Genomic DNA, 26,928 nt, shown 5'->3' on the forward strand with positions numbered 1-26,928 from the left:
AAGTAGTCTTGAAAGAACACAAAGGAGCACATGCTTTTTACAGCGATCACCATACAGTAGTCACGATTGGTACCTTTGACGGGGTGCACATTGGGCATCAAAAGATCATTGAAAGGCTGGTAAATACTGCCAGGGCAGGAAGTCTTGAATCTGCTATCCTTACATTTTTTCCTCATCCCCGCATGGTGTTACAAAAAGATGCCGATATAAAATTGATCAACACTATTGAGGAGCGAAAGGAGATCCTGGAGAAAAGCGGTATAGATCATTTGATCATTCATCCCTTCACTCAACAATTTTCACGCCTTTCTGCACGGGAGTTTGTGAGGGATATCCTGGTAAATAAATTAAAAGCCAGGAAAGTCATAATAGGATACGACCACCGCTTTGGGCGAAATAGAACTGCAGACATCAATGATCTGCGTGAATTTGGAAGAGAATATGATTTTGAAGTAGAGGAAATTTCAAAACAGGATGTGGAAGACGTGGCAGTAAGCTCTACCAAAATAAGAAAAGCACTTTTAGAAGGTAAGGTAGAAAAGGCGAATCAATATCTTAGTTATCCTTTTGCACTTGCAGGTACTGTTGTAAAGGGCAAAGGGCTTGGGAAGAAATTTAGTTATCCCACTGCCAATCTTCACATTAATGAAAGCTATAAATTAATTCCTAAAAACGGGGTTTACGTAGTTCGGTCGGTTATTGATGGGCAGGTAGTTTTTGGGATGATGAACATAGGAACAAATCCTACTGTTGGGGGTACCGAGAAAACTGTTGAAACTTACTTTTTCAATCTAGATAAAGATCTTTACGGGAAATACCTCTCCATTGAACTTCTCACCCGCATTAGAGATGAAAAGAAATTTGACACAATTGAAGCATTGAAACTGGCGATGAAGCAGGATGAGGCTTTTAGCTTTCAATATATTCGGGATAATTATGCTAAATAAATGGCTCTTCACCCGAATTGATAATTCTGCACTTATTGTGTTCAGGATTCTCTTTGGGCTGTTGCTTGCTATTGAGGCTATTGGAGCCATTTTTACCGGCTGGATAAGACGGGCTTTTATTGAGCCGGAGTTCACTTTTAATTTTATAGGATTCGATTTTCTGCAACCCCTTCCGGGCAACGGGATGTTGTGGTATTATGCAATTATGGGCCTGTTTGGGATCTTTGTGATGCTGGGTTTCAAATACAGGCTAAGTATCTTCATGTATACCATTATGTGGGCTGCGGTTTACCTTATGCAAAAATCCTCCTACAATAATCATTATTATCTTTTAATGCTGTTGTGTTTCCTCATGATCCTGCTTCCTGCGCACAGGTATGCATCGATTGATGTGTGGAAGAAACCGGAATTAAAAAAATTGAGCATGCCAAGCTGGGTCTGGCTATTGCTTGTAGGGCAAATGACCATTGTGTACACCTATGCAGCTGTAGCCAAGATCTACCCCGACTGGTTTGATGCTAGCTTGCCCGGAATATTAATGACTGCAAGAAGGGATTACTGGCTTATTGGGGATTTCCTTCAGCAAACCTGGGTTCATTATACCATTGCCTGGTTCGGATTTTTATTTGACCTCTTGATCATTCCATTACTGCTCTGGAAAAGAACACGAATTTTCGCATTTTTGGCAGCTGTGTTTTTTCACCTCTTCAACAGTCTTATTTTCCACATTGGGATATTTCCCTACCTGGCCCTCGCCTTTACCATCTTCTTTTTTCCAACTGAAAAAATTAACCGCATTTTTCTTCGGAAGAAACCTCACTATTCAGGGAACGAAGTTGAGGTGCCGGAATATAAAACGCCGCTTTTGGTCTTTTTCGGTATCTGGTTCGTTGTGCAGCTGGCTTTACCCGTGCGGCACTGGTTCTTTAAAGATGATGTTTTATGGACAGAAGAGGGACATCGTCTTAGCTGGCGCATGATGTTGAGGTCAAAATCCGGGAGGATCCAGTTTAAGGTGGTGGACAAAGCAAGGCCGCAGGATACAATTTTTGTCCAAACAAGCCAGTATCTTTCCCCTAAACAGCAGCGGGCGGTATCTACAAAACCCGATATGATCTGGCAGTTTTCCCAGCGCCTCGAAGAAGAGTTTGAACTTACGGGGAAGGAGGTAGAGATCTATGTTGACAGTAAGGTGAGCGTTAATGGCAGGCCTTACCAACCTTTTATAGATCCAAAGGTTGACCTGGCAGCAAAGAAATGGAATCATTTTGGACATCATGACTGGATTTTACCGTCCTCGATTGAATAATGTTATAAGGCTTTTGCTATTTTTGTTCCTTTACCCTTGAAATGCCATTACGGCAAATCTTCAAAAACCAATATTATGTTACAGGTAGCCAATATCAGGGCGAATAAAGAGGCGTACTTAAAGGCCTTAAAAAAGAGAAATTTTGATGCTGAAGAAGTTTTTTCTGAAGTGCTTGATTTGGATGAGACACGTCGTTCTACCCAGGCCGAGCTGGATGAAAAATTAGCCGAATCCAATCGTCTTTCAAAAGAAATTGGAATGCTCTTCAAGACAGGAGAGCACCTAAAGGCAAATCAACTGAAACAACAAACTTCAGAACTTAAGGAGTCTACCAAAGAACTTTCAGAAAAGCTTGCGGCTACAACCATGGCTCTTAATCGTGTCCTGTATAACATTCCTAATATCCCAAACGAGCTTGTTCCTGCAGGAACTTCAGAAGAAGATAACGTTGAGGTCTTTAAAGAAGGGGAAGTGCCGCAACTGGCTAAAGATGCAATGCCGCACTGGGAGCTTGCAAAGAAATATGATATCATAGATTTTGAACTGGGAAACAAGATCACCGGTGCCGGCTTTCCGGTTTACAAAGGAAAAGGAGCCCGTTTGCAAAGAGCACTTATTTCTTATTTTTTAGATAAAAATGTTGCCGCAGGATATACCGAGTTCCAGATGCCGCTTATGGTCAATGAGGCTTCAGGATATGGCACAGGTCAGCTGCCCGATAAAGAAGGGCAGATGTATCATGTCACAGAAGATAACCTTTATCTTATTCCAACTGCCGAGGTGCCTATCACCAATATGTTTAGGGATGATATGTTATCTGAAAATGATTTGCCTATTGCCTGTACAGGCTACACCCCATGCTTTAGGAGAGAAGCGGGATCTTACGGGGCACACGTTCGCGGCCTTAACCGCCTGCACCAGTTTGATAAAGTGGAGATCGTAAGAATTGAAAAACCCGAAAATTCTTATGCAGCCCTGGATAAAATGGTGGAGCAGATTAAGGATATCCTTAGAGAGTTAAAATTGCCATACAGGATCCTTAGGTTGTGTGGAGGTGATCTTGGGTTTACCTCGTCACTAACTTATGATTTTGAAGTATTTTCAACAGCACAGGATAGGTGGCTTGAGATTAGTTCCTGTTCCAACTTCGAGACCTTCCAGGCCAATAGATTAAAACTTAGGTATAAATCTGCCGATGGTTCGAAGCAGCTGGCTCATACTTTGAATGGTAGTGCCCTTGCTTTGCCTCGCGTGCTGGCAGGAATTCTTGAAAATTACCAGACACCGGCAGGAATAAAAGTCCCCGATGTACTCGTGCCTTATACCGGTTTCGATTTAATTGATTAATTGAAATTTTAAATAAACTTTCAAACCTCACAGGTTTCCAAACCTGTGAGGTTTTTTCTTTTTTGAGCAGAATAAGATCCTCACTTTCAGCTTCTAAAAAGGCAATTTAAAGTATATTTACTTAAAACAGTTGCAGATGCGTTTTCTCTACTTCTTTCTCCTTCTTCTTTGCACCCATTTTTCAGGCTTTGCACAGTCAGAGCAGCTGGCGAAGAATTATTTCGACAGGGGCGAATTTGGGAAGGCAGAAAATATCTATGAAAAGCTCCTGGAGCAGGAGCCCTTTAACGCCTCTTTTTTCTACGGACTTATTGCGACCTATCAACAACTTGAAAAATATGGCGAGGCAGAAAAACTGCTCAAACACCGGGTGAATAATACAGCCAATGCGCCTCATTTTCTTGTGGAACTTGGACATAATTATGAATTGCAGGGGAAAAATACCCAGGCAGATCAATTTTACACTGAAGCATTAAGGGCTATAGAGTCCAGGCCAAATTATGCTTTTTCCATTGCCCGGTCTTTTGAAAAATACAGTAAACTCGACAGGGCAGTGACGGCCTATGAACTAGGGATGAAGATGAATCCCGATGCCGAGTATAGTATCCAGCTGGCGCGGCTGTACGGCGAACAGGGAGATATTGAAAAAATGTTTAGTAATTACATTGATGTGCTGGGTAACAACCCCAATTTACTGCCGGGAGTGAGCCGTATTTACAGCCAGTTTATAAGCGATGATCCTGCCAATGAGGCCAATCTCATCTTTAGAAAATTGCTGCTTAAAAAGCTTCAGGAGGACCAGAATATCCTTTATAATAACATGTTGAGCTGGCTTTTTGTGCAGCAAAAGGAGTATCAAAAGGCTTTTCAGCAGGAAAAGGCGATCTACCGCAGGTCAAATCAGGGATTGGGATCAATTCTTCGGCTTACAGTAATGGCACAGGAAGAAGGACAGCTGGAGACGGCTCTGGAGGTACTTGATTTTATCATTGCCGAAGCCCCTAATGAAGATCTTAGGTTGCAGGCCCATCAGCTAAGACTGAATATTCTTCAGGAAACACTTCCGAAAGAAAAATATTCGGAGATAGAGGAGGCTTATAAAGCCCTTTTTGAGACCTATGGGAAGGCAACGGCTATGTTATCTCTTTACATTGATTATGCAAACTTCCTGGCTTTTAAACAGAATAAAATAGCAAAAGCACGGGAAGTTCTAAATGCTTTCCTGGAGCGTGATCTCCAAAAGAATGAAGAAGCAGCTTTAAAAATGGCTTTGGCCGATATTCTTGTGCTCGATGAGAAGTTTAACCAGGCGTTGATCTATTTCTCACAGGTGCAAAACCTGGTGGAGAATGATGTCGTTGCACAAATGGCCCGATTCAAGGTGGCAAAAACCAGCTATTATAAAGGAGATTTTGACTGGGCGACCATACAGTTGGATGTATTAAAGTCGGCCACTTCGCAATTGATCGCCAATGATGCCATGGAATTAAGTCTTTTAATAAGTGAGAATTCCCTGGAGGATAGTACAAGAACAGCTTTGAAACTGTATGCCAGAGCCGATTTGCTGGCTTTTCAGGAAAAGAATGCTAAGGCTATAGAGGTGCTGGATTCTGTCCTTACAAAGCACAAAGGAGAAAAGATTGAGGATGATGCCCTTTTAAAGCAGGCGAAGCTTTATGAGGAGGCAGGGAAATACGAAAAAGCAGAACAGAATTACCTCGCTATCATAGAACATTATAAAAATGAAGTTTTGGGAGATAATGCACATTATTACCTGGCAGAACTCTATGCGGGGAAACTGGATCACCCCGATAAGGCGAAGGAGTTTTATGAAAAAATTATCTTTAATTACGCCGATAGTATTTACTTTGTCGACGCCCGGAAAAAATTCAGGCAACTTCGGGGAGACGAACTCGAATAATGGAATAAATCACGATCCCGCTTAGGGAAAGGAAATATAGCTTATGTATATCTACAATGTCACAATAAATATCCAGGAAAATGTTCACGAGGAGTGGGTGGAATGGATGAAGAAGGAACATATTCCCGATATGCTCAATACGGGAAAATTTACCAGGGCTCTTATGACCAGGGTAATGGTGAAGGAAGAAATGGGGGGCATAACCTACTCGGTTCAATATACAGCCCCAAATAAAGAAATGCTGGAGCGCTATTACGAGGAAGATGCTCAAAATTTAAGGAAGAAATCTGCCATTTTTGAAGGGCAATTTGTAGCGTTTAGGACCGAGCTGGAGGTAGTAAGCGAACAGTAGAAATCCCGGTTTACATGAAAAAAAAATACAACAGGAAAGGTGAAAACCACCACAATACCTATGTGCCCCAACACCAGGATGGTGATGTAAAGGCCAAAAAACATCTGGGCCAGCATTTTTTGACCGATGAAACTGTGGCACAAAGGATCGCCGATACTTTAAGTTATTCAGGTTATCCTTTTGTGCTTGAAATAGGTCCGGGAATGGGAGTGCTTACAAAATATTTGGTCAAAAAAGATGCAGACCTCCATGTGATAGAGATCGATAGGGACAGTGTCGCATATTTAAAGGAACATTATCCTGCGCTTGAAGGAAAGATCCATGAAAAGGACTTTCTAAAATATGATGTAAGCGAGATTTTTGGACAGGACCAATTCGCCATAATCGGGAATTTCCCATATAATATTTCAACCCAGATCGTATTTAAGATGCTGGAACTTCGCAGGTTCATCCCGGAGTTTTCGGGCATGTTTCAAAAAGAAGTTGCTCAGCGCATTTGTGAAAAAGAAGGGAATAAAACCTACGGAATTCTTTCGGTCCTGGTCCAGGCATTCTATGAAGCCGAATATCTTTTTACAGTGCCCCCTTCAGTATTTAATCCGCCACCAAAAGTGGACAGTGGGGTGCTTCGGTTTACCCGGAAAGAAGATTTTTCACTGCCTGTTGATGAAAAATTGTTTTTCAGGGTGGTGAAGACGGCTTTTCAGCAACGTAGAAAAACGCTTCGGAATAGCTTGAAAATCTTTGACCTGCCCGATAGTATTAAAGAAGATAGTATCTTTGACCTTCGTCCGGAGCAGCTTAGTACTGCTCGTTTCATAGAACTTACGCAAAAAATTGAGCCTAATGCAATTTGAGGTAACCGAAGAATATATCGAGCATATTGAACTTCTCATAAAAGAGAAGCGCGAAGCCGAACTCCTGGAGCTACTGGAGGAGGTGCACCCTGCCGATATAGCCGAGATCCTCGATGAATTGGACCTCGACGAAGCTACCTATATCATAAAGCTGCTTGACAGCACCAAAACTTCTGAAGCTCTTATGGAGCTCGAGGAAGATGTGCGGGAACGCATTCTCGATAACCTTACGGCCAAAGAAATTGCCGAGGAGCTTGAGAATATGGATACCGATGATGCCGCCGATATCATCGCAGAACTTTCTGAAGAACGTAAGCAGGAAGTGATCCAGGAAATCTCAGATGAAGAGCACGCCGAGCATATCGTGGAACTGCTGCGCTACGATGAGAATTCGGCCGGGGGACTTATGGCCAAGGAACTTGTGAAAGTTAATGAGAACTGGAGTGTTACCGGTTCCCTCGCCGAGATGAAAGCCCAGGGCGAAAATGTTACCCGCGTGCATTCCATTTATGTGGTTGACGATAAGGGGAGATTAAAAGGGAGGCTTTCCTTAAAAGATCTGCTCACAGCTTCAAGCAAAGCCAACATCAGTGATGTTTATATAGATAAGGTAGATTACGTAACTGTACATACCAAAGGGGAGGAAGTTGCGCGTATCATGCAGAAGTATGACCTGGAAGCTATTCCCGTTGTTGATGAAATGGGCAGGCTCGTGGGCCGTGTCACTGTCGATGATATCCTTGATTTTGTAAGGGATGAAGCCGAAAGAGATTACCAGCTGGCTGCCGGTATTTCTGAAGATGTTGAGGCCGATGACTCCATCCTGCGCCTTACCCGTGCTAGATTGCCCTGGCTTATTTTAGCACTTTTGGGAGGTTTTGTTTCAGTAACAGTTTTGGGGACTTTTGATGCCGCCATGCAGGAACATGCTGCCCTGTTCTTTTTTGTGCCGCTTATTGCCGCGATGGCAGGAAATGTGGGAGTACAATCCTCTGCCATTGTATTGCAGGGTCTGGCCAATCAAAGTCTAAGTGGTTCCCTTTGGAATCGGCTTGTAAAAGAAATCCTGCTCAGCTTGTTAAATGGAGCTGCATTGGCCCTGTTGCTCATCATTGGCGGAATTTTCCTATTGGGATTTGATTTCAAATTTGGTCTTACCGTGGGGATTTCCCTGATTTCGGTGATCGTGATCGCTTCACTTATTGGTACTTTTGTACCTATAATCCTGGACAAGTTCGGGATCGACCCGGCCATGGCTACCGGCCCGTTTATTACCACCAGCAATGACATTTTTGGGATCCTTATTTACTTTTCCATAGCGAAGCTCATCCTGGGCTTTTAATCTTCCAATACCAATTTTAAATTTTCTGAATTTTGGAATTTGGATTTTGGAATTTGAATATTGTTATTCTTTTCATGGGGGCTGCTGCGCACCGGGCTTTCCGCTGTATTTTTTTACCCTCCAAAAAGGGTAAAAAAGATGCCGCTTCAATCCCTGCCCCAACTTCATTTTTGTAATTTAGTTCATCTTAAAAATGCCATTGTATGATACCTATTGATCCCAGAGAAAAATTGAAAAGCTTCAGCAACCATTGGCATCCGCGTCAAATAGGGGTTGTCAATGACATGCAGGTACTCGTAGCGAAAGTGAAAGATGAATTTGTTTGGCATCAACATGATGAAGAAGATGAATTGTTCCAGGTGCTAAAGGGAACTTTGTATCTTCAGTTCGAAGATCGCACAGAGACTGTAAGGGAAGGGGAGATCATTATTGTTCCCAAAGGAGTGAAGCATTGTCCTATGACTAAAGATGGTGAGGAAGTACATATTATGCTGTTTGAAAAACTCAGCACCAAACACACCGGGGAGGTGGAAGACAGCCTCACCCAATCTGACTATCCAAAAATCTGATTTTTTATGACCATTCTTCACGCCGACTCTAATCAACCGACTCTTTTGCAACAGCTCGAAGCTGCAGGATTTACAAACATAGAGGCTTATAATCAAAGTGAGCAGGAGATCCTTGAGAACCAACATTTATATGATGGTATCGTAATTAGGAGCAGGTTTAAAATCGACAGGGATTTCCTTGATGCTGCTCCCAATTTAAAGTTTATCGCCCGTGTTGGGGCTGGTTTGGAGAGTATTGATGTCGAGTATGCCGATAAAAAGGGTGTGAAGCTATTTTCTGCACCCGAAGGAAATAGAAATGCAGTGGGTGAACATGCCCTGGGAATGTTGCTTTCCCTCTTCAACAAACTAAACCAGGCCGACAGGCAGGTGCGGGAAGGCTTATGGTATCGTGAAGCCAACCGCGGAGTGGAGCTCGAAGGAAAAACCGTAGGTATCATTGGCTATGGAAACATGGGAAAGTCCTTTGCCAAAAAGCTGCAGGGGTTTGATGTAAAGGTGGTTTGTTATGACATTTTAGAGGGAGTAGGAGATGAGCATGCAGAGCAGGTTTCTTTAGAAGAATTCAGGAGAGAATGTGATGTGGTGAGTCTGCACACCCCCTGGACTCCGGAAACCAACAGAATGGTGAATAAAGACTTTATACAGGCTTTCGAAAAACCTTTCTGGCTACTCAACACCGCTCGTGGAAAAAGTGTGGTCACCGAAGACCTTGTTACGGCCTTACAATCTGGAAAGATCCTTGGTGCAGGACTGGATGTACTGGAGTACGAAAAAGGTTCTTTTGAAGATCTTTTTACTGAAGCTGCCGAAATGCCAAAAGCACTTCAGGCGCTGCTGGTAATGCCCAACGTGCTCCTAAGTCCCCACGTGGCAGGATGGACGGTAGAAAGCCACAAAAAGCTGGCCGATACCATAGCTCATAAGATCATAAGTCACTACAAGTAAAGGCACCGCATGCGGTGTCTCAGTCACAGTAAAGCACCTTTTAAGGCGTCTCAGCCACAAAAGTAAGATATATGAAAAACAGAGTAACCGGAATCGGCGGGATCTTCTTCAAAACCAAAGATCCAAAAACAACAAAAGATTGGTACAACAAACACCTTGGCCTTAACACAGACCAGTGGGGGAGCACCTTTTGGTGGAAGGATAAGGAAGGAAACGACTGCTCTACCCAGTGGAGCCCCATGAATGAAGACACCGACTATTATGAGCCTTCAAAAAAGCAGTTTATGATCAACTACCGGGTGGAGAACCTGGAAGAATTGCTGGAGGAACTAAAGAAAGAGGGTGTGGAGATCGTGGGGGAGATGCAGACTTTCGATTATGGGAAATTCGGTTGGATCATGGATCCCGACGGCAATAAGATCGAACTGTGGGAACCAAATGATAAGGCTTTTTTATAGCAGCTTCCCTGCCACATTCTTGTCGTGCTTAATTATCTCGTCATTCAGGTATTCCTTGAAAATCCTTAACAATCCGTCTTCCTCGCTTCTAATGAAGTTCAATAATCCTATGATCGCGAGTGGAAAGATGGCAAACTGAATTAAGAAAATTGGCCATTCGAATTTGATAATTATCTGAAGAAAAACAACGAGCAATGGTAGAACGATCAATAATGTAGCAAGGAAAGTTTTGCTTCTTGTTTTTAGTTCAATTTTCGTTTTTGAATTTTCTATTTCAGTCAGTTTCCCATAGAATATGATTTCACTTTTAGTATTTGGCCGGTTTATATCAAATAGTAGGTTGCTGCCGTAGGAAAAATTTAAACTTATTATGAAACTGTTTTCCGTCATCCATATGAAGTGAAATCTTTCTGGATTTTCATTCAATATTTTCTTCAACTCCGCAGGTTTCATTGTTACTCCCAGGTTCTCAGTCCTGGATTTATAAAGGGAGCGAAATTTCATTTTTTAGTTATAGCTATGAGAAATTATTAGGTCCCGAATAACTCAATTTATGGCTTTGGAAAAAGAGGTTTATCAGTTAAACTTAATTTTTAAAAGTATTCAAAAATGCCATTTTTGACTGGTCTGCCGTATTTGTGTTAACCGACTTTGTTACCTGTTGGCCGTCACTTGGATTATTTCTTTTAGTAATTCATAATTGTTTTCCTCAAGTAAATCTATGTTACCAGAAGTTGCACTTTTTATCACAACATTTGTTTTACGTAAAGTTTCAATCATAGGCATGATTTGAGAACTATAGTTATTGAAGAACCTTATCAAATCACCTTTACAACACGGGATTTTATAACCGCTTTGAGAACTTAATATCAGAATTTTATTATCTCTTAGGATTCCAATTATTTCCTTACTGAAGATTCTTTTATTAAAATTGACATCTCGAATTTTAATCCGATCAATTATTTCATCAGAATATATATATTCATAAGGGTCGAGTTTGAACCTATAAATTAGGTAGTTCAGACAAATCAGTTGATTTTTAATTTCTATTTCTGTCTTTTCTTCATTCGCATTTATATATTCATTAATTCTAAAAAATATAAAATCAACTAACTCCTGATTATAATTTTCATCTTCATTTTCTATTTTTCGGAATAACCTAGGAGGATTTTCTGGCCATTCTCTTAGGTGTAAAATATGCCTGTTAAGAATTCGGGGAATTTCGTGACTTCTTTGTTCTACTTTTCCTGGTTCATAACATTTTGCAATACTCCCAGTAATAAAATCTGCAAGTTGTATTAGTGGTTCAGATTTACTGTCCGAAAACTGAAATTCTGGACCTCGAAAAAGCTCCGTTTGATTATGATTGCTTTCAACGTAATTAATGAATCCTTCCATGAACTGATCCGTTCCATGATTGTCAGCTACCAGCTTCAAGTAGGGGTAATAGTCGTATAATTCGTGGTCTAATAAACCATTTATATATTTAAAGAAACTATTTCTAAACTGTAAGCCACTTTCTTCGAAAATTTTTCTTTTATCTACTATAATGCTATAAATCCTAAAATCAAGTGTCGAAATATCTTTCAGAAAATTTATTCTTTTATCAATATTCCTAAATGCTTTTGAATTGGATTTGATTTCTGGTGCTTGGGTATAGTTACTAGCAATTTTTTTAAATTGTTCACGAACCTGTTCAACTGATTCTTCGTCAATTATAATTGCACTTACAATGAAAAAGGTTGTAACACCATCCTTTTCGAAGTGTATACTTTTATCCCCAAATTCATCTATGTATCCTATTTTTTTACTCAAAGTTTTCTTTTAGGCCTTCAGGTAACTTCTTAAACCACAAATAGACCTGTTGTTTCCAGTTTCTATTTACCGGATAAACAAAATCTACCTCAGTAAATTTATTAAATTTTTGTTAAGGAAGTTGAGGGAAAACCGTAAAGAAGCCGGATATCAGGCAAAAATGCTTAAAAATTAAGATATCAGTTTTCTCAAAGAACCTGCACGAAAACCTTTTATTTTAAATATTTCCTAAAGCACAGCTAACTTTTTCCCTGCGGGAATAAGGCCTTACCTTTGCAGCTTCAAAAAAGGCATTTTGAAGGATTATTTTTACTTTCTAAAGGGAAATTTCAGGACGGTAAGTTTCGGGTGGCTGCTGACGCTGCTATCAGGCTTTGGCCAGACCTTTCTCATTTCCCTCTACGTACCCGAGATCATCAGGTCCTTCAGCATTTCTGAAGGTGCTTTTGGAGCGATCTATGCCGGCTGTACGATTGCAGCTTCTTTCATCATGCTTTCCGTTGGTCATACCGTAGATCATAAGCCGGTTAAAAAAGTCACTGCCTTTACCATCACCGCTCTGGCACTTTCCAGCATCCTCCTTGGAGTTTCTGAAAGTATAATTCTCCTTATTGTCGCAGTAACGGGCCTCCGCCTTGCCGGGCAGGGACTGCTCACGCACATCAGCATGACCATTATGTCAAAGCAATACGTGAATGACCGCGGAAAAGCCCTGAGTTTTTCCTCCCTCGGTTTTTCGGTTGGGGAAGCTATTTTTCCGCTGATCATTGCTTTTCTAATAAGCTGGTTCGACTGGAGAGTTGCTGCAATTTCCAGTGGGGTTGCTTTGTTGATCTACCTCATTAGACTTAAATTCACCCGACTTGAATACTTCGATGAAAAGCTGTCGACAAAAGGAAGCCCTTCTCCCTGGTCTTTACTAAAGGATTATAAGTCTGTAGTTTTTGACAGGAAATTTGGGGTAATGATGCCCGCGAGTTTCATCCTTAGCTTTGGTGCAACTGCTATCTTCTTTTATCAGTATGTGTTTGTGGAGAACAAAGGCTGGTCTGTGCAATTATATGCCACCTTCTTTACGGTTTATGCAGTAACCCGTTTCCTTTTTTCCCTTTTTGGAGGGATGTGGGTAGATAAATTCACAGCCAGGAAACTCTTCCGGTATTATTTGATCCCAATCAACTTAGGGCTGTTGCCTTTTGCTTTTATGGAAAGCATTGTAGGAGCATTGATCTTTCTCGTCACCGCCGGAATAAGTATGGGAGTGGCAGGAACGGTAAAAACAGCTTTAATAGCCGAACTCTACGGAACCGAAAAAATGGGAGTGATAAGAAGTGTCTTCACCATGTTCTCGGTCATTAGTACCGCACTGGGACCCTTAGTCGTTGGATTACTAATGGATGCCGGAGTAAGCTTTGAATACCTCATGGCCGGAATTTTTGTCCTCATGGCCCTGATCATCATCAACTCACAACGGATCAAATCCTATCAGGATCAGGAAATACCTGCATAATGCCTTATTCTCGATACAAATCTGTTCCTGCTATCGCAGTTCCAGATTCACTCGAATCGACGGCATTAATTTCGAATCTAATCTGTCCCGGCTACTCTATTTTGAGTCTTACCGGACGATCGGCCTATCGAAAATTTTGCGTAAAAATTGAAATGAGCGAGCCGTAAAATTTTAGGCTGTTTGAGCCTTACGGATTATGAACTTATTAGTGAGCTTGTGGCGAGTTCCTAAAATTTAGGCTCCGAATGAAAATTTTAGCAACATTTTCGTAAGCCTAGATTTTTTGGTTCTTTTTCATCAATGGAAAAAGAACAGAACTCTCATTTTTACGAATTGCCCCATATTTACAGGATCTTGAATTGACAGCAGAAGTCCTGTTTATTGCTAATTGATCATTGTTAATTGATCAAGAAAGCGTGTCTTCGATCTTTTGAACCCTTCCTACTTCGCCTGTTTCCAACCGTACTTTTATTCCGTGGGGATGCATGGGAGATTTAGTAAGTATGTCGGCCACGTAACCATAGGTCAGCCTGCCCGTTCGTTGATCTTGCTTCTGAACTATGGCGACCCTGCTTCCGGCAGTAATATCCTTTCTTGTAGGTTTCATGATTAGCAGTTTAAAGAAATAGAAAATTAACTCCAAGGCTAGCTCAGAGTTATGCAATAACCCAAGTCTAACATCTCAAGTCTAAAATCTCACGTCTAATTCATTCTCTGCTTAGTTCGATCATAGCAGATTTTATTGGTTCTTCGCCTTCAATAGCTTCAAAGGTCATATTTTGAACCAGGGGATCTGCCAGGGACATAATTAAAAGAAAAGCAACATCATCTCTTGGGATCTCTCCTGCGCCTTCGAGCTTGTGTGCAAGTTCTACTTTTCCGGTGCCCATATCATCAGAAAGTCTTCCTGCGCGTATTATGGTGTAGTTTAATCCGCTTTCCTCAAGATGTTTATCTGCTGCTGCTTTTGCTTTAAGGTAATGCTCCAGCTTTGGATGGCTGGAAGGTTCATCTGCTCCCATTGCGCTTAACATGATGAACTTTTTGACTTTAGCCTTTTTGGCTGCATCGATGATTTTAATAGCCCCTTTTTCATCTACTTCCGTAGTTTTTTCCTCTCCGGTATCTCCTCCCGAACCCGCAGCAAAGATCACTTTTTTGACACCTTTCATGGCTCCGGAGAAATCCTCCTGCTCCAGGTCGGCAAGTACCCATTCGACTTCCATGTCCTCAAAAATGGTCTTTTGCTCTTCCTTTCTAATCATGGCCACCGGCTCAAAACTTTGACTGTTGTTGAGGATCTCAATGATCCTTTTTCCTGTGCTTCCGGTTGCTCCTACTATTAATATCTTTTCCATGTTTTTTATTTTTTGCTAAAACAGCAAGTTAAGCATCAAAAAATCTAAATCCAACTTCATGTTTTTCATATAAAGAGCAGGTTTATTTAGGAAGTTCTCCGTTTTTCCGCATTTCGGTGACCTTGCGCTCCAGTTCCTGCTGGAATTCTTCCATTACCGGGCGAACCGTACTTTCGGGTAGATCGGCAATGCGTATGTACATAAGTCCGTCAACTGCGTCATTGAACATAGGATCCACGTTGAAGGCTACTACTTTGGCATTCTGCTTAATATACTTTTTTATAAGCACAGGAAGGCGCATGCTTCCCGGTTCTACCTCGTCAATGATCTTGTCAAATTTATTGAGATCGGCTTTGGTCTCATCAAAAATTAGATCCTTATCCTGGTCCTTAAGTTTTACTTTGAATTCTTTTTTAGGCCTTATGTATTGAGCTACATATGGGTCATAATAATTTGACCTCATGAACTCTATCATTAAAGACTTTGAAAAGTTGGAGAACTTGTTGCTAATACTTACCCCTCCTATAAGGTATTTGTGCTTCGGAAATCTTAAGGTGCAGTGTACTATCCCTTTCCAAAGTAAAAACAGTGGCATGGGACGCTGCTGGTATTCCTTAATAATGAAGGCCCGGCCCATTTCAATAGATTCGCTCATCATTTTATGCAGCTCTGGCTCAAACCTGAAGAGATCCTGCAGGTAAAATCCATTGATTCCATATTTTTCAAAGATCTCGGCGCCCATCCCCATTCGATATGCTCCCGCAATTTTTTTGGCTTCATTGTCCCAGAGGAACATGTGATAGTAATAATCATCAAACTTATCAAGGTCGGTAGACATATTGGTGCCTTCTCCTATTGCCCTGAAGGTGATTTCCCGCAGCCGCCCAATTTCCTTGAGCACATTGGGAATGATCTCTTTTTTGGCAAGAAAGACTTCATAGTTTTTACTTTCCAGTAGTCTTTTATCCAGTTTGCGGCAGAGTTCCACTTCGGCCAACATAAGATCGGAATGTGTTTCTTCTACAATTTTTTTCGGAGGTTTCGGGATCTTAAAATTCTTTGGAATTCCTTTCAAAAATGGCTTTTTTTCAAAGGCATTGGCAAGCATGTAAGTTTTTCGGCGTAAGAAAGCCGTTAAAGACTCTACGGTTGTGATCTCCTCCAGGTCCTTGGGTTGGATAGGATTTCCAATGCGCACTTTGATCTTGCGTCTTTTTTGTGAAAGCATCTCGCTGGGCAGCTTTGCAGTTCTAAGGACATCACTTACCGAAGCCAGTTTATAGAAGAAAGTGCTGTTCTTGGCATGAAAGTAAACCGGGATCACAGGGACTTTAGCCTTCTGGATTAGCTTCATGGCCGCAGGATCCCACGGCCGGTCCACGATCCTTCGTTCATCACGGTATGTGGAAACTTCTCCCGCCGGGAAAATTCCCAAAGGTTTCCCCTCCTGTAAATGGGTTATGGCTTCTTTTATGCCTTTTGTGCTGGATTGTGCCTCCTTGTGATCTTCAAAAGGATTGACAGGCATGATGAAAGGTTGTATCGGCTCAATACGCTGAAGCAGGAAATTGGCGATCACTTTGAAATCCTCCCGCTGTGAAAGCAAAAGCTTGAGCAAAATCATCCCGTCAATCCCTCCCAGGGGATGGTTTGAAATAGTAATAAAAGGTCCTGACTTTGGGATTCGCTTTAAGTCATCTTCAGGAATTTCGAAATCTATTTCAAAACCTTTCAGAATTGAATCGATAAATTGAGGGGCAGTCATATGCTTTCGCTTATCATACTCCTTATTGATCACCGAAAGTTGTGTGGTTTTAAGGACTATCCACCCTATAGAAGTTCCTATAATTCCGAATTTGTCCAAATTCATGACTTTGGCAACTTCTTTTGCACTTACAATTCCCATTGAGATTATTTTTTAAGTCTTAAGGTATGGCTACTAATTGCACGGTTTCCCGGGTAGTTTGTTTGAGCAGGATCTTCTTGTCCTTTTCCAGTGCCTCTACAGCTTTTTCATCAAAATGCCTTATCGTGTAAAGAGAAACGCCTGTGTTATAACTCACTCTAAAAGTCGCCTTTAAATGGTTGATCAACTTTTCCAGGTTATTAAATTTATTGTCAATACATACGGAAAAGCTAATGGCTGAATTTTGAATAAGGTCCACTTTTATCTGGTATTTATGAAATAAATTGAAGATTTCACTAATATTTTTTTCCAGGATAAAGGAAAAGTCCAGTGAAGATAAAGAGATTAAAACCTGGTCTTTTTTGACAATAAAGCACGGGATCTTTGGAAGAATGGGTTGCCCCTTTCTTACTGCCGTTCCCGGGTTCACAGGATTCAAAAATGATTTCACATACAACGGGATTTCCTTTCGCTGCAATGGCTGTAGCGTCTTTGGATGGATCACCGAAGCCCCGTAGAAAGCGAGTTCTATGGCTTCTTCATAGGAGATTTGCTCCAGCAGGTGTGGGTTTTCAAATGCTCTTGGATCTGCATTCAACACTCCCGGGACATCTTTCCATATGGTTACGCTTTCGGCATTAAGGCAATAGGCGAAAATTCCGGCGGTGTAATCACTTCCTTCCCGTCCCAAAGTAGTGGAAAAGTTATTAGGGTCACCACCAATAAATCCCTGGGTAATCGTGAGGTTTTTTGGATTAACCTTTAATTTAATTTGTGCCTGGGTCTCCTCCCATTGCACCTGTGCATCACGGTAAGTACTATCTGTCCGAATGCAGTTTCTCGCGTCAAGCAGGTCATTTTTGATTCCGCGGGAAGAAAAATAAGTGCTAACAATATTGGTTGATAATAACTCTCCATAGATCACAACCTGATCGTATACAAAGTCGTAATTGGTCGAGCGGTTATGATTAAGGAAATTCTCCAGTTCCTTAAATATATCGCGCACTTGAGCAAAAGCAGAATGATCTTTATTTTCGAAAAGTCCTAAAAGGATCTCCCTGTGAAGCTCTTTTACCGGCTGAAGAGCATCATTAAAATGCCCCTTTTGAAGATAGTCTTTAACGACCTCCTCCAGGGCATTTGTGGTCTTTCCCATGGCCGAAATAACGATAAGCTTTTCATTAATTCCTTCTCCCTCCAAAACCTTGAGTACGTTCTTTACTCCGCCGGCATCTCTTACAGATGCGCCTCCAAATTTGAATACCTTCATCTGCCAGTTTCTACGTAGTTGGTGATTCCGTTCTCATCCATCTGCACTGTGTACCAACCCTCAAGAATATTAGCTCCGCTGCGTTTGTAAAAGTCAATGGCATGTGTATTCCAGTCCAGCACCACCCATTCCACACGTTTTAGTCCCTGTTCCCGGGCATATTCAATTACCTTTCGATATAATAGGTTTCCAAGTCCGGTACCTCGTTTCTCTTCTCTTACAATAAGATCCTCGAGATGCAGCGTGCGACCTTTCCAGGTTGAAAAGCGATAGTATACAAGAGCCATACCTTCGATCTTTCCGTTTACTTCAGCCACAAAAACATGAAAAAGCGGATGCTCTCCAAAACCTTCCTTTTCTAAAGTCCCGACAGTGGTAATTACTGCATCGGGTTCTTTTTCAAAGGCGGCCAGTTCTTTAATTAATTCCAGCACTGCCGGCATGTCTTCCTTTCTTGCATCTCGAATTATCTTATCCATAGCTTTTGTTTAAGGACAAAAATAGAGATTTGATTTTAAGATTAAATTACGAAAACGTTATAGTCGCTTAAAATATTTTGGTTTAGTTTTGTCCGGTAAAGCATATTTACTACTTCCATGATCAAGAAAAATCAAACATTAGGCGAGTTTATTATTGAAAATCAGGCCGAATTCGCTTACTCCTCAGGAGAACTTTCCAGATTAATCAATTCCATAAGGCTTGCCGCCAAAGTGGTAAATCATGAGGTTAACAAAGCCGGGCTAGTAGATATTACAGGGGCAGCAGGAGAAACCAACGTACAGGGCGAAGATCAACAAAAGCTGGATGTATATGCTAACGAAAAGTTTATCCAAACCCTTACAAACCGGGAGATTGTGTGCGGGATCGCTTCCGAAGAGAATGACGATTTCATAACCATTGCCGGTTCGAATAATGACCATAAAAATAAGTATGTTGTTTTAATGGACCCGTTGGATGGTAGTTCTAACATTGACGTTAATGTTTCTGTAGGTACCATTTTCTCAATATATAGAAGGGTTAGTCCTGTTGGAACCCCTGTTCAGCTGGAGGATTTTCTACAGCCCGGGAATAAACAGGTCGCCGCAGGTTATGTTGTTTATGGAACTTCCACGATGCTTGTATATACTACCGGGCACGGAGTAAATGGTTTTACCCTTAACCCTGCGTTGGGATCATGGTATCTGTCTCATCCTAATATGAAGTTCCCCGAAAAAGGATGTATTTACTCTGTTAATGAAGGAAATTACGTGCATTTTCCACTGGGAGTGAAAAAATATATAAAGTACTGCCAGGAAGAAAAGGAAGACAGGCCTTATACTTCGAGGTATATTGGATCTCTCGTTTCCGACTTTCACAGGAATATGATCAAAGGTGGTATCTATTTTTATCCAACCACCTCCAGTGCCCCGAATGGAAAGTTGAGGTTGCTTTACGAATGTAACCCTATGGCCTTTATTGCCGAACAGGCGGGTGGGAAAGCCAGTAACGGCTTTGACAGAATTCTTGATATTGATCCTACCGAGTTGCACCAACGTGTGCCCTTCTTCTGCGGAAACAGGGAAATGGTGGAGAAAGCCGAAGAATTCATGGCTAAAAACCCCGAATAACTTCAGCTTCTAAAAAGGCATTTTATGAACCTATTTATTCTTGTATAACAAGTAGCGGTAGTCATCAAAACTCATCCCGCTAAAGATTTCCATGGAACGTTTAATGATCCCTTCAGAAACCTGGGGCGAGAAGCCCATACCTATTGCGTATTTGCGCAGCAATTCTACCTCTTCCTCATCTATGTCATGGTCTGAATAAATGATCCTGAAAAGATCATAAAGTCTCTCAAGCCGTCCTTCCATTGAATTATTAGGGTGAATTGGAAATGCATTTGGATTTTTAAGCACCTTAGTATACTCGTCTTCCTGAATATCGAGCTTCATCGCGAATCTCTTTAACTGGGCTTCTTCCCGGTCATTAATAGGTCCGTCTGCAGCGGCAAGATTTACAATTGAAGCAAAATGCCCTAAATTTCTAAGGTGTTCCCCGGTTCCAAATAGGTCTGAAAATGACATAGTCTAGTATTTTTTACTCAAATATAATAAAATAAGGGTATTTAATGATTGTGCTTTGGGGGTTTCCCCCACTTTAAAAGCGGGGGCCGCGCTTTCCGCTCATAGTCCCTCGCCTTTACAGGCTTCGGGAGCTTTCCGCTGCAATCGCTAACCCATCAAAAAGAGCCTGGCAGTTTTAATTTTTTCCTAATGCCACAGCTGCCCTGTAGAAATATTCCTAACTTGAAATTATGCCGCTTAAAAAACAGAAAAAAACCCTGCTTTGTTTTAATGAAAAAGGGATCTTCTGCGAACCTGCAGGAGTATATCTCGATCCATGGAAGCCGGTCGATAAAGCCATTATCACTCACGGTCATGCAGATCATTCCCGCTGGGGACACAAGAAGTATATTACTCACCACACCAATGTTCCAATTATTAAACACAGGCTGGGAGATATTGAAGTTTCAGGCAAGGAGTATGGGGAAACCTTTACGATCAATAATGTGAAATTCTCATTACATCCTGCAGGACATATCATTGGTTCATCCCAGGTGAGAGTTGAGCACAAGGGGGAGGTGTGGGTGTTTAGCGGAGATTATAAGACCGAAGATGATGGTTTGGCTGTGCCTTACGAACCTGTGAAATGCGATGCTTTTATTACGGAATGTACTTTTGGATTACCGGCCTTCAAATGGCTCCCGCAGGAGCAGGTGATGAACGATATCAACAGCTGGTGGCAACAGAATCAGTCTGAAGGTAAGACTTCTATTCTTTTTGGCTATTCCCTCGGAAAAGCCCAACGGCTACTGAAATTTTTAGATCCGTCTATAGGCAAGATCTTCACCCACGGAGCGATTGAAAACATGACCGAGGTAGTCCGGTCTTTTGCTGAACTTCCGGAAACCACCCGCATTACCAGGGAAACAAAGAAAGAAGAAATCAGAGGCGGAATGGTGCTGGCACCCCCCAGCGCCCATGGCAGTACCTGGATCAGGAAAATGGTACCCTTCGAAACAGGAATGGCCAGCGGCTGGATGGCTTTTCGCGGAGCCCGCCGCCGCAGAGCCGTCGACCGCGGATTTGTACTTTCAGATCATTGCGACTGGCAGGGACTGTTGTCGTCCATAAAAGCTACAGGTTGCGAGCGGGTGATCTGCACACACGGTTATTCAGAAATATTTTGCCGCTTCCTGAACGAACAAGGTTACGACGGCCGTACCGCCGAAACCCAATACCAAGGAGAGCTAGCAGAGATGAACTCAAAATCAGAGGACAATGATCAATGAACAAATAGCAATTAACAGTGATAAATAGTCGGTGTTCAGTGGCCAGAAAAAGTAACAATAATCAATAATCAATAATCAATATTCAATATCCCAAATAACCAATCACTAATCCCTAATCACCAAGAACCAGCGTGAACGAATTCGCAGCACTTATAAGGGAACTTGACAGCACCAACAAAACCACGGTGAAGGTGGCGGCATTGACGCGCTATTTTCAACGGGTGCCCAATAAGGATAAAGTGTGGGCAATTGCAATCCTCTCGCACCGTCGTCCCCCAAGGCCGGTCAATACTACCCTGTTACGACAATTTGCAGCGGAACTTGCAAATATTCCCCTCTGGTTATTTGAGGAATCCTACCACATAGTTGGAGATCTCGCAGAAACTATTGCGCTGGTGATTCCCCCGGCAGAAGAATCCAGTGAGAAAAGCCTTAGCCAGTACCTGGAGGAAATGATCGACCTTAAAGCAGCTACCGAAGCCGAAAAGAAAGAATATCTTCATGAAAATTGGGCTGCTCTAAATTATTATGAACGCTTTGTTTTTACCAAGCTTATAACTGGTAGTTTCAGGATAGGAGTGAGTCAGAAGCTAATGACCCGCGCGCTTTCAAAAGCAACTGATATTGATGAGGATGTGTTGGCCTACAAGCTCATGGGCGACTGGGGCCCGCAAAAAATCACCTTCCAAAAACTCATTTTAGAAGAGAATGAAGAAGATTTCCTTTCCAAACCTTATCCCTTCTACCTGGCCTATGCTATTGAGGTGGAACCGCGGGAGCTGGGAGATCCTTCAGAATGGTCGGCCGAACATAAGTGGGATGGGATAAGATCCCAGGTGGTGATCCGGAATCGGGAGATCTTCGTGTGGAGCCGTGGCGAGGAACTGGTGACCGATAAATACCCGGAGTTTTCGTCATTTTTAGAAGTTATTCCGGATGGAACTGTAATAGACGGGGAGATCCTCCCCTTTCCCGATGGGGAAATTGGAACTTTCAATGACCTGCAAACCCGAATCGGCCGGAAAACAGTTTCCAAAGCTTTACTCAATAAAACACCCGTGATCCTGAAAGCTTATGACCTGCTGGAGTGGGAGGGAAAGGACATAAGAACATTACCTTATTCAAAACGTCGTAAAATACTCGAGGATTTGCATGACGAGGTAGATACTGAAGAATTGCCTTTTCACCTTTCCCAAACTATTTCATTTACTGATTGGGAGGAGGCTGTTGCTGAACGGGAACGGGCGAGGGAGGTCAGGAGTGAAGGTTTGATGCTTAAACGTTGGGATTCGCCATACCTGGTGGGTAGAAAAAAGGGCGATTGGTGGAAATGGAAAGTAGAACCGCTTACAGTAGATGCTGTGCTCACGTATGCCATGCGCGGCCACGGCAGGCGCTCCAATCTTTTTACAGATTACACCTTTGCACTGTGGCAGGATGATGAGCTTGTTACTTTTGCAAAAGCATATTCCGGACTCACCGATGCGGAATTCCGGCAGGTAGATGCGTGGATCAAGAGGAACACCTTGGAGCGCTTTGGACCCGTACGGTCAGTAAAACCGGAATTGGTATTTGAGATCGCTTTTGAAGGCATAGCCGAATCGAAAAGACACAAAAGCGGCGTAGCCACCCGGTTCCCCCGAATCCTAAGATGGAGACAGGACAAGAAAATAGAAGAAGCAAATACAATAGAAGAATTGAAGCAGTTGATCCATTAGTAAATTGAGGTGCGACGGACCACCCCGTCTCCGCTCCGCGGATCCACCCCTCCTTGAAATAAGGAGGGGTGCTTTGCCTGCAGCTAGCTGCAGGCAGTGTGTAGAATGGGAAACAAAGAATAAAGTTTGAAGAAGAATTCAAAATAGTAAAAAAAACAAAAGCTCCTTCCCTTGCTAAGGGAAGGTGGATCCGGCGAATAGCCGGAGACGGAAGGGTCCGTGCTGGAAACAAATCACCCTACCAAAAGACAAAGCTTGTTATGAAAAAGAGAATCCACAACAAAAAAAATCTCGAACCCTACCGCAAGAAACTCCGCCACCATGGAACTACTGCCGAGGCCTATCTGTGGACGCATTTGTAGCAAAAGAAGCTGGAGGGAAGGAAATTCAGGAGGCAGCACAGCATCCTTAACTTCATAGTCGATTTCTACTGCGCAGAAGAAAAGTTGGTTATAGAAGTCGACGGGCAGTATCATATGAACCCAACCAATGAGGAAAAAGATGCGGCAAGAACTAAAAAATTAGAAGAATTTAACCTGATGGTGATCAGGTTTGAGAACAGAACAGTATTTGATAATTTGGATTGGGTGCTGGAGGAGATAAAAAGAAATTTCAAAAACGACGGGCCACCCCGTCCTTCGGACACCCCTCCTTAAAATAAGGAGGGGAGCTTTGGCTACAGCTTGCTGGAGCCAGTGTATAGACTGGGAAATAAAGAATAAAGTTTGAAGAAGAATTATAAATGGTAGCACAAATAGCTCCTTCCCTTTTCCAGGGAAGGTGGCTCCGCCGCAGGCGGAGACGGAAGGGTCCAACCGGAGCACAAGCATGAATAACAAACAACTCATAAAACTTGCCGACGACTGGTTCAAATCCCGGTCCTGGAAATCTTTTGCTTTTCAAAAGGAATCCTGGAAGGCATTTTTGGATGGTAAACACGGACTCCTTAATGCCCCAACGGGAAGCGGAAAGACCTACGCCCTCTGGATTCCTATTGTGCTGGACTACATCAGGCAAAATCCAGATTATAAGACCAAACATAAACCCGGCCTTAAGGCTATCTGGATCACCCCGTTGCGGGCACTTTCGGTAGAAATCGAACAGGCGGCGAATCGGTTCGCCCAGGATATCGGTAGCGGACTCACAGTAGGGATCAGGACGGGAGATACTTCCCAGAAATTACGTGCCGCACAGAAAAAACAAATGCCCGACCTGCTAATAACCACGCCCGAAAGTTTGCAGCTGCTACTCGCTTCAAAAGACTATGCAAAGACTTTTAAGAACCTTAATGCTATAGTCATTGATGAGTGGCACGAGCTGCTTGGGACAAAACGAGGAGTGCAGATCGAACTGGCTCTTTCCAGACTCAAAACTGTGGCTCCAAAAATGAAGATCTGGGGGATCTCTGCCACCATTGGTAATCTGCAGGAGGCGCGGGAAGTCCTGTTGGGTCCGGGATCGAAAGCCTTTGATAATTCGGTTTTGATCAGGGCCGATATTAAAAAGAAGATCACAGTGAAATCCATCATTCCGGAGAAGATGGAAACTTTCCCCTGGAGGGGACATTTGGGGCTGCACCTCATTGATGAGGTGGTGCCAATCATCCGGAAGTCGAGAACGACGCTGCTCTTTACGAACACCCGTTCCCAATGTGAGATCTGGTTTCAAAAAATACTTCAGAAATATCCTGAATTCGCTGGGGAGCTGGCCATGCATCATGGCAGTATCAACAAAGAGACAAGGTTGTGGGTGGAGCAGGCGATTCGGGATGAGCAGCTAAAGGCGGTGGTGGCGACTTCCAGTCTAGATCTTGGAGTGGATTTCGCTCCGGTGGAGACGATCATCCAGATTGGCGGACCTAAAGGTGTGGCGCGATTTCTTCAAAGGGCAGGTCGAAGCGGACACCAGCCGGGAAAGGAGAGTGTGATCTACTTTTTGCCCACGCACGCCATGGAACTCATTGAGGCTTCTGCATTACAAAAAGCTGTTAAGCACACTGTGGTGGAAGATCGTATCCCTTACCTCAATTCTTTTGATGTGCTGGTTCAGTATTTAACCACTCTTGCAGTTTCCGACGGATTCTTTCCAAAGGATATTTATCCTGAAGTGAAATCCACTTTCTGCTATCAGGCACTTTCCGAAGAACAGTGGGAATGGCTGCTCAATTTCATCACGCAGGGGAGTCAAACGCTGCAGGCTTACGATGAATACAAAAAGGTAGAGATCGAAGAGAATGGACTCTTTAAGGTGAACAATAGGGCAGTTGCCATGCGGCACCGACTACAAATAGGAACCATTGTAAGCGACGCGGTGCTTGCGGTAAAATATCTTGGTGGCGGCTATATCGGCACAATTGAAGAATGGTTCATCTCAAAACTCAATCCTGGCGATGTCTTTACCTTTGCGGGCAAGAACCTTGAGCTGTACCAGATCAAGAATATGCAGGTGATCGTGAAGAAATCAAAGGTGAAAAATTCCCGCTTCCCCAGCTGGGCAGGCGGCAGGATGAGCTTTTCGGCACAAATGAGTGAGCTGCTTCGGGAGGAGATGTTTGTTGCTTCAGAAATTGAAGAAGCTTCTAATGCAGAAACTTCAACCGAACTCCAGGCGATGCATAACATTTTTCAGAGGCAAAAGAGAGAATCCATTATCCCCAAAAAAGATGAATTTCTAATCGAAACCTTTAAAACGCGCGAAGGATATCACGCTATTTTTTACCCTTTTGAGGGCCGGTTTGTTCATGAAGCCATGGCCAGTCTGCTCGCCTACCGGATAAGCTTACTGTCGCCCATTACTTTCTCTCTTGCCTTTAATGACTACGGATTCGAACTGCTTTCCGATCAGCAAATCGACATGCAGCAGGTGTTTGACAATGACCTTTTTTCTGCCGAATACCTCATGGATGATCTTCAGAAAAGTTTGAACTCGACTGAAATGGCCCGCAGGAAATTTCGGGATATTGCTGTCATCGCCGGAATGGTCTTCACCGGATTTCCGAATAAGATGATCAAGACCAAGCATCTGCAGTCTAATTCCCAGCTACTTTTCAGCGTTTTCAGGGATTATGAACCGGACAATTTATTGTTTCAGCAGGCGTTTAGAGAAACATTCGAGCATCAATTGGAGGAAGGAAGATTAAGATTGGCCATGGAACGCATTTCGGAACAGAAATTGGTTTGGAAACAATGCGAAAAACCCACACCTTTCGCCTTCCCGATCATTACCGACAGGATGCGTGAGAAATTATCTTCAGAAAAACTGGAGGACCGAATCAAAAAAATGATGGCTCAATGGGGAGACCTGTAGCTTCAAAAATGACAAAAACACTTACCCTCTTTAACCAGACCTTTATTTTACATCCTTCCGGAGCTATGTTTTGGGAGGAAGAAGACCTGCTGGTGATAAGTGACGTGCACCTGGGGAAGGTTTCTCATTTCAGGAAATTTGGAAGTGCAGTGCCGCAGAAGGCCATTGCCGGCAATTTCAAAAAAATGGATGAGGTGATCGGCTTTTTTGACCCCTCTAAAATTGCATTTTTGGGAGATCTTTTTCACAGCTCTCTCAATAAGGAATGGCTTCTTTTTGAGCAATGGATGGAAACCGTTTCTGCTGAAGTTATTCTTGTGGAAGGAAATCACGACATTATTTCTCCGCTGAAGTACGAAGCTCTTGGTATTTTTATTACTTCGGAAATGACCATAAAGAATTTTCTTTTCACCCACCATCCCGAAGAAAGAGCAGGTTTTTTCAATTTTTCGGGACATATACATCCCGGGGTGAAGATCAATGGTCTTGGGCGACAACAACTGAAGCTTTCCTGCTTTTTCAAGTCAAAAGATCAGCTCATCCTGCCCGCATTCGGAGAATTCACCGGAAAACACATCCTCATTCCGCAAGGAGATGATGAGGTGTATGTGGTGACGAAGGAGGAAGTGATTTGTTTGAATGAATAAAATAGAATCAAGGATCT

General features: G+C 42.6%; 25 protein-coding genes. 17 read left to right on the forward strand and 8 right to left on the reverse strand.

Annotated elements, in window-relative coordinates:
• Positions 1-8: 8 nt before the first annotated feature.
• The 10 genes from OU683_RS00420 (at position 9) to OU683_RS00465 (ending at position 10,050) form a co-directional block, all read left to right on the forward strand.
• Positions 9-947 carry a bifunctional riboflavin kinase/FAD synthetase gene (locus tag OU683_RS00420; RefSeq protein WP_268134051.1) on the forward strand — a complete coding sequence of 313 codons (939 nt, stop codon included), beginning with the start codon at positions 9-11 and terminating at the stop codon, positions 945-947.
• Complete coding sequence (locus tag OU683_RS00425; protein WP_268134053.1) at positions 937-2,256, forward strand: HTTM domain-containing protein; 1,320 nt, start codon at positions 937-939, stop codon at positions 2,254-2,256. The genes OU683_RS00420 and OU683_RS00425 overlap by 11 nt, the downstream gene beginning before the upstream one ends.
• A 75-nt stretch (positions 2,257-2,331) precedes the next feature.
• The gene (gene serS, locus OU683_RS00430) at positions 2,332-3,603 is read left to right on the forward strand and encodes a serine--tRNA ligase (RefSeq protein ID WP_268134055.1); all 1,272 of its coding nucleotides are present in this window, start codon (positions 2,332-2,334) and stop codon (positions 3,601-3,603) included.
• A gap of 136 nt (positions 3,604-3,739) precedes the next feature.
• Positions 3,740-5,524, forward strand: coding sequence for a tetratricopeptide repeat protein (locus OU683_RS00435; protein ID WP_268134057.1), 1,785 nt, complete (start codon positions 3,740-3,742; stop codon positions 5,522-5,524).
• 43 nt (positions 5,525-5,567) lie between these two features.
• Positions 5,568-5,876 carry a DUF4286 family protein gene (locus tag OU683_RS00440; RefSeq protein ID WP_268134059.1) on the forward strand — a complete coding sequence of 103 codons (309 nt, stop codon included), beginning with the start codon at positions 5,568-5,570 and terminating at the stop codon, positions 5,874-5,876.
• A gap of 14 nt (positions 5,877-5,890) precedes the next feature.
• Entirely contained in the window at positions 5,891-6,733 is an 843-nt protein-coding gene (gene rsmA, locus OU683_RS00445; protein WP_268134061.1) for a 16S rRNA (adenine(1518)-N(6)/adenine(1519)-N(6))-dimethyltransferase RsmA, read from the forward strand.
• The gene (mgtE, locus tag OU683_RS00450; RefSeq protein WP_228914030.1) at positions 6,723-8,075 is read left to right on the forward strand and encodes a magnesium transporter; all 1,353 of its coding nucleotides are present in this window, start codon (positions 6,723-6,725) and stop codon (positions 8,073-8,075) included. The genes rsmA and mgtE overlap by 11 nt, the downstream gene beginning before the upstream one ends.
• 203 nt (positions 8,076-8,278) lie before the next feature.
• Positions 8,279-8,644: a cupin domain-containing protein gene (locus OU683_RS00455; protein ID WP_268134064.1), complete on the forward strand. Its 366-nt coding sequence runs from the start codon at positions 8,279-8,281 to the stop codon at positions 8,642-8,644.
• 6 nt (positions 8,645-8,650) lie between these two features.
• A complete protein-coding gene (locus OU683_RS00460) occupies positions 8,651-9,592 on the forward strand; it encodes a 2-hydroxyacid dehydrogenase (RefSeq protein WP_268134066.1) in 942 nt (313 codons plus the stop codon).
• A 71-nt stretch (positions 9,593-9,663) separates the two neighbouring features.
• Positions 9,664-10,050: a VOC family protein gene (locus OU683_RS00465; protein ID WP_268134068.1), complete on the forward strand. Its 387-nt coding sequence runs from the start codon at positions 9,664-9,666 to the stop codon at positions 10,048-10,050.
• On the opposite strand, the gene OU683_RS00470 is transcribed toward OU683_RS00465, so the two are convergent.
• Both OU683_RS00470 and OU683_RS00475 read right to left on the reverse strand, forming a co-directional pair.
• On the reverse strand, positions 10,045-10,554 hold the full coding sequence (locus OU683_RS00470) for a hypothetical protein (RefSeq protein ID WP_268134070.1): 510 nt from the start codon (positions 10,552-10,554) through the stop codon (positions 10,045-10,047). The two genes, OU683_RS00465 and OU683_RS00470, sit on opposite strands and share 6 nt — an antisense overlap.
• Positions 10,555-10,704: 150 nt before the next feature.
• Positions 10,705-11,865: a DUF3800 domain-containing protein gene (locus OU683_RS00475; RefSeq protein ID WP_268134072.1), complete on the reverse strand. Its 1,161-nt coding sequence runs from the start codon at positions 11,863-11,865 to the stop codon at positions 10,705-10,707.
• 295 nt (positions 11,866-12,160) lie between these two features.
• On the opposite strand from OU683_RS00475, the gene OU683_RS00480 reads away from it, so the two are divergent.
• A complete protein-coding gene (locus tag OU683_RS00480) occupies positions 12,161-13,375 on the forward strand; it encodes an MFS transporter (protein WP_268134074.1) in 1,215 nt (404 codons plus the stop codon).
• A gap of 406 nt (positions 13,376-13,781) precedes the next feature.
• Here OU683_RS00480 and OU683_RS00485 read toward each other — a convergent pair whose 3' ends face one another.
• The 5 genes from OU683_RS00485 to OU683_RS00505 form a co-directional block, all read right to left on the reverse strand.
• Positions 13,782-13,982 (reverse strand): YwbE family protein, encoded by a 201-nt coding sequence (locus tag OU683_RS00485; protein ID WP_268134076.1) that lies wholly within the window; start codon positions 13,980-13,982, stop codon positions 13,782-13,784.
• 100 nt (positions 13,983-14,082) lie between these two features.
• Entirely contained in the window at positions 14,083-14,733 is a 651-nt protein-coding gene (locus OU683_RS00490) for an SDR family oxidoreductase (RefSeq protein WP_268134077.1), read from the reverse strand.
• Between the two features lie 82 nt (positions 14,734-14,815).
• Entirely contained in the window at positions 14,816-16,639 is a 1,824-nt protein-coding gene (locus OU683_RS00495) for a bifunctional lysophospholipid acyltransferase family protein/GNAT family N-acetyltransferase (protein ID WP_268134078.1), read from the reverse strand.
• Positions 16,640-16,658: 19 nt separating this feature from the next.
• Positions 16,659-17,909, reverse strand: a complete 1,251-nt coding sequence (locus tag OU683_RS00500) for an aspartate kinase (protein ID WP_268134080.1) — start codon at positions 17,907-17,909, stop codon at positions 16,659-16,661.
• Positions 17,906-18,388, reverse strand: a complete 483-nt coding sequence (locus OU683_RS00505) for a GNAT family N-acetyltransferase (RefSeq protein ID WP_268134082.1) — start codon at positions 18,386-18,388, stop codon at positions 17,906-17,908. Before OU683_RS00505 ends, OU683_RS00500 begins: the two co-directional genes overlap by 4 nt.
• Before the next feature lie 117 nt (positions 18,389-18,505).
• On the opposite strand from OU683_RS00505, the gene fbp reads away from it, so the two are divergent.
• A complete protein-coding gene (fbp, locus tag OU683_RS00510; RefSeq protein WP_268134084.1) occupies positions 18,506-19,516 on the forward strand; it encodes a class 1 fructose-bisphosphatase in 1,011 nt (336 codons plus the stop codon).
• A 30-nt stretch (positions 19,517-19,546) separates the two neighbouring features.
• Here fbp and OU683_RS00515 read toward each other — a convergent pair whose 3' ends face one another.
• A complete protein-coding gene (locus tag OU683_RS00515; protein ID WP_228914044.1) occupies positions 19,547-19,972 on the reverse strand; it encodes a tellurite resistance TerB family protein in 426 nt (141 codons plus the stop codon).
• Positions 19,973-20,202: 230 nt separating this feature from the next.
• Here OU683_RS00515 and OU683_RS00520 point away from each other — a divergent pair, with 230 nt between their 5' ends.
• The 5 genes from OU683_RS00520 to pdeM all read left to right on the forward strand — a co-directional run bounded on the left by OU683_RS00520 (position 20,203) and on the right by pdeM (position 26,911).
• A complete protein-coding gene (locus OU683_RS00520) occupies positions 20,203-21,240 on the forward strand; it encodes a ligase-associated DNA damage response exonuclease (protein WP_268134087.1) in 1,038 nt (345 codons plus the stop codon).
• 131 nt (positions 21,241-21,371) lie between these two features.
• Positions 21,372-22,958, forward strand: a complete 1,587-nt coding sequence (locus OU683_RS00525) for an ATP-dependent DNA ligase (protein WP_268134089.1) — start codon at positions 21,372-21,374, stop codon at positions 22,956-22,958.
• Between the two features lie 371 nt (positions 22,959-23,329).
• On the forward strand, positions 23,330-23,614 hold the full coding sequence (locus tag OU683_RS00530) for an endonuclease domain-containing protein (protein ID WP_326493540.1): 285 nt from the start codon (positions 23,330-23,332) through the stop codon (positions 23,612-23,614).
• A 172-nt stretch (positions 23,615-23,786) separates the two neighbouring features.
• Complete coding sequence (locus tag OU683_RS00535) at positions 23,787-26,264, forward strand: ligase-associated DNA damage response DEXH box helicase (protein ID WP_268134091.1); 2,478 nt, start codon at positions 23,787-23,789, stop codon at positions 26,262-26,264.
• A gap of 8 nt (positions 26,265-26,272) precedes the next feature.
• The gene (gene pdeM / locus OU683_RS00540) at positions 26,273-26,911 is read left to right on the forward strand and encodes a ligase-associated DNA damage response endonuclease PdeM (protein WP_268134093.1); all 639 of its coding nucleotides are present in this window, start codon (positions 26,273-26,275) and stop codon (positions 26,909-26,911) included.
• Positions 26,912-26,928 lie beyond the last annotated feature (17 nt).

Origin of the sequence: Salinimicrobium sp. TH3, assembly GCF_026676115.1 — a bacterium.
In the GTDB taxonomy this organism is placed as follows: domain Bacteria; phylum Bacteroidota; class Bacteroidia; order Flavobacteriales; family Flavobacteriaceae; genus Salinimicrobium.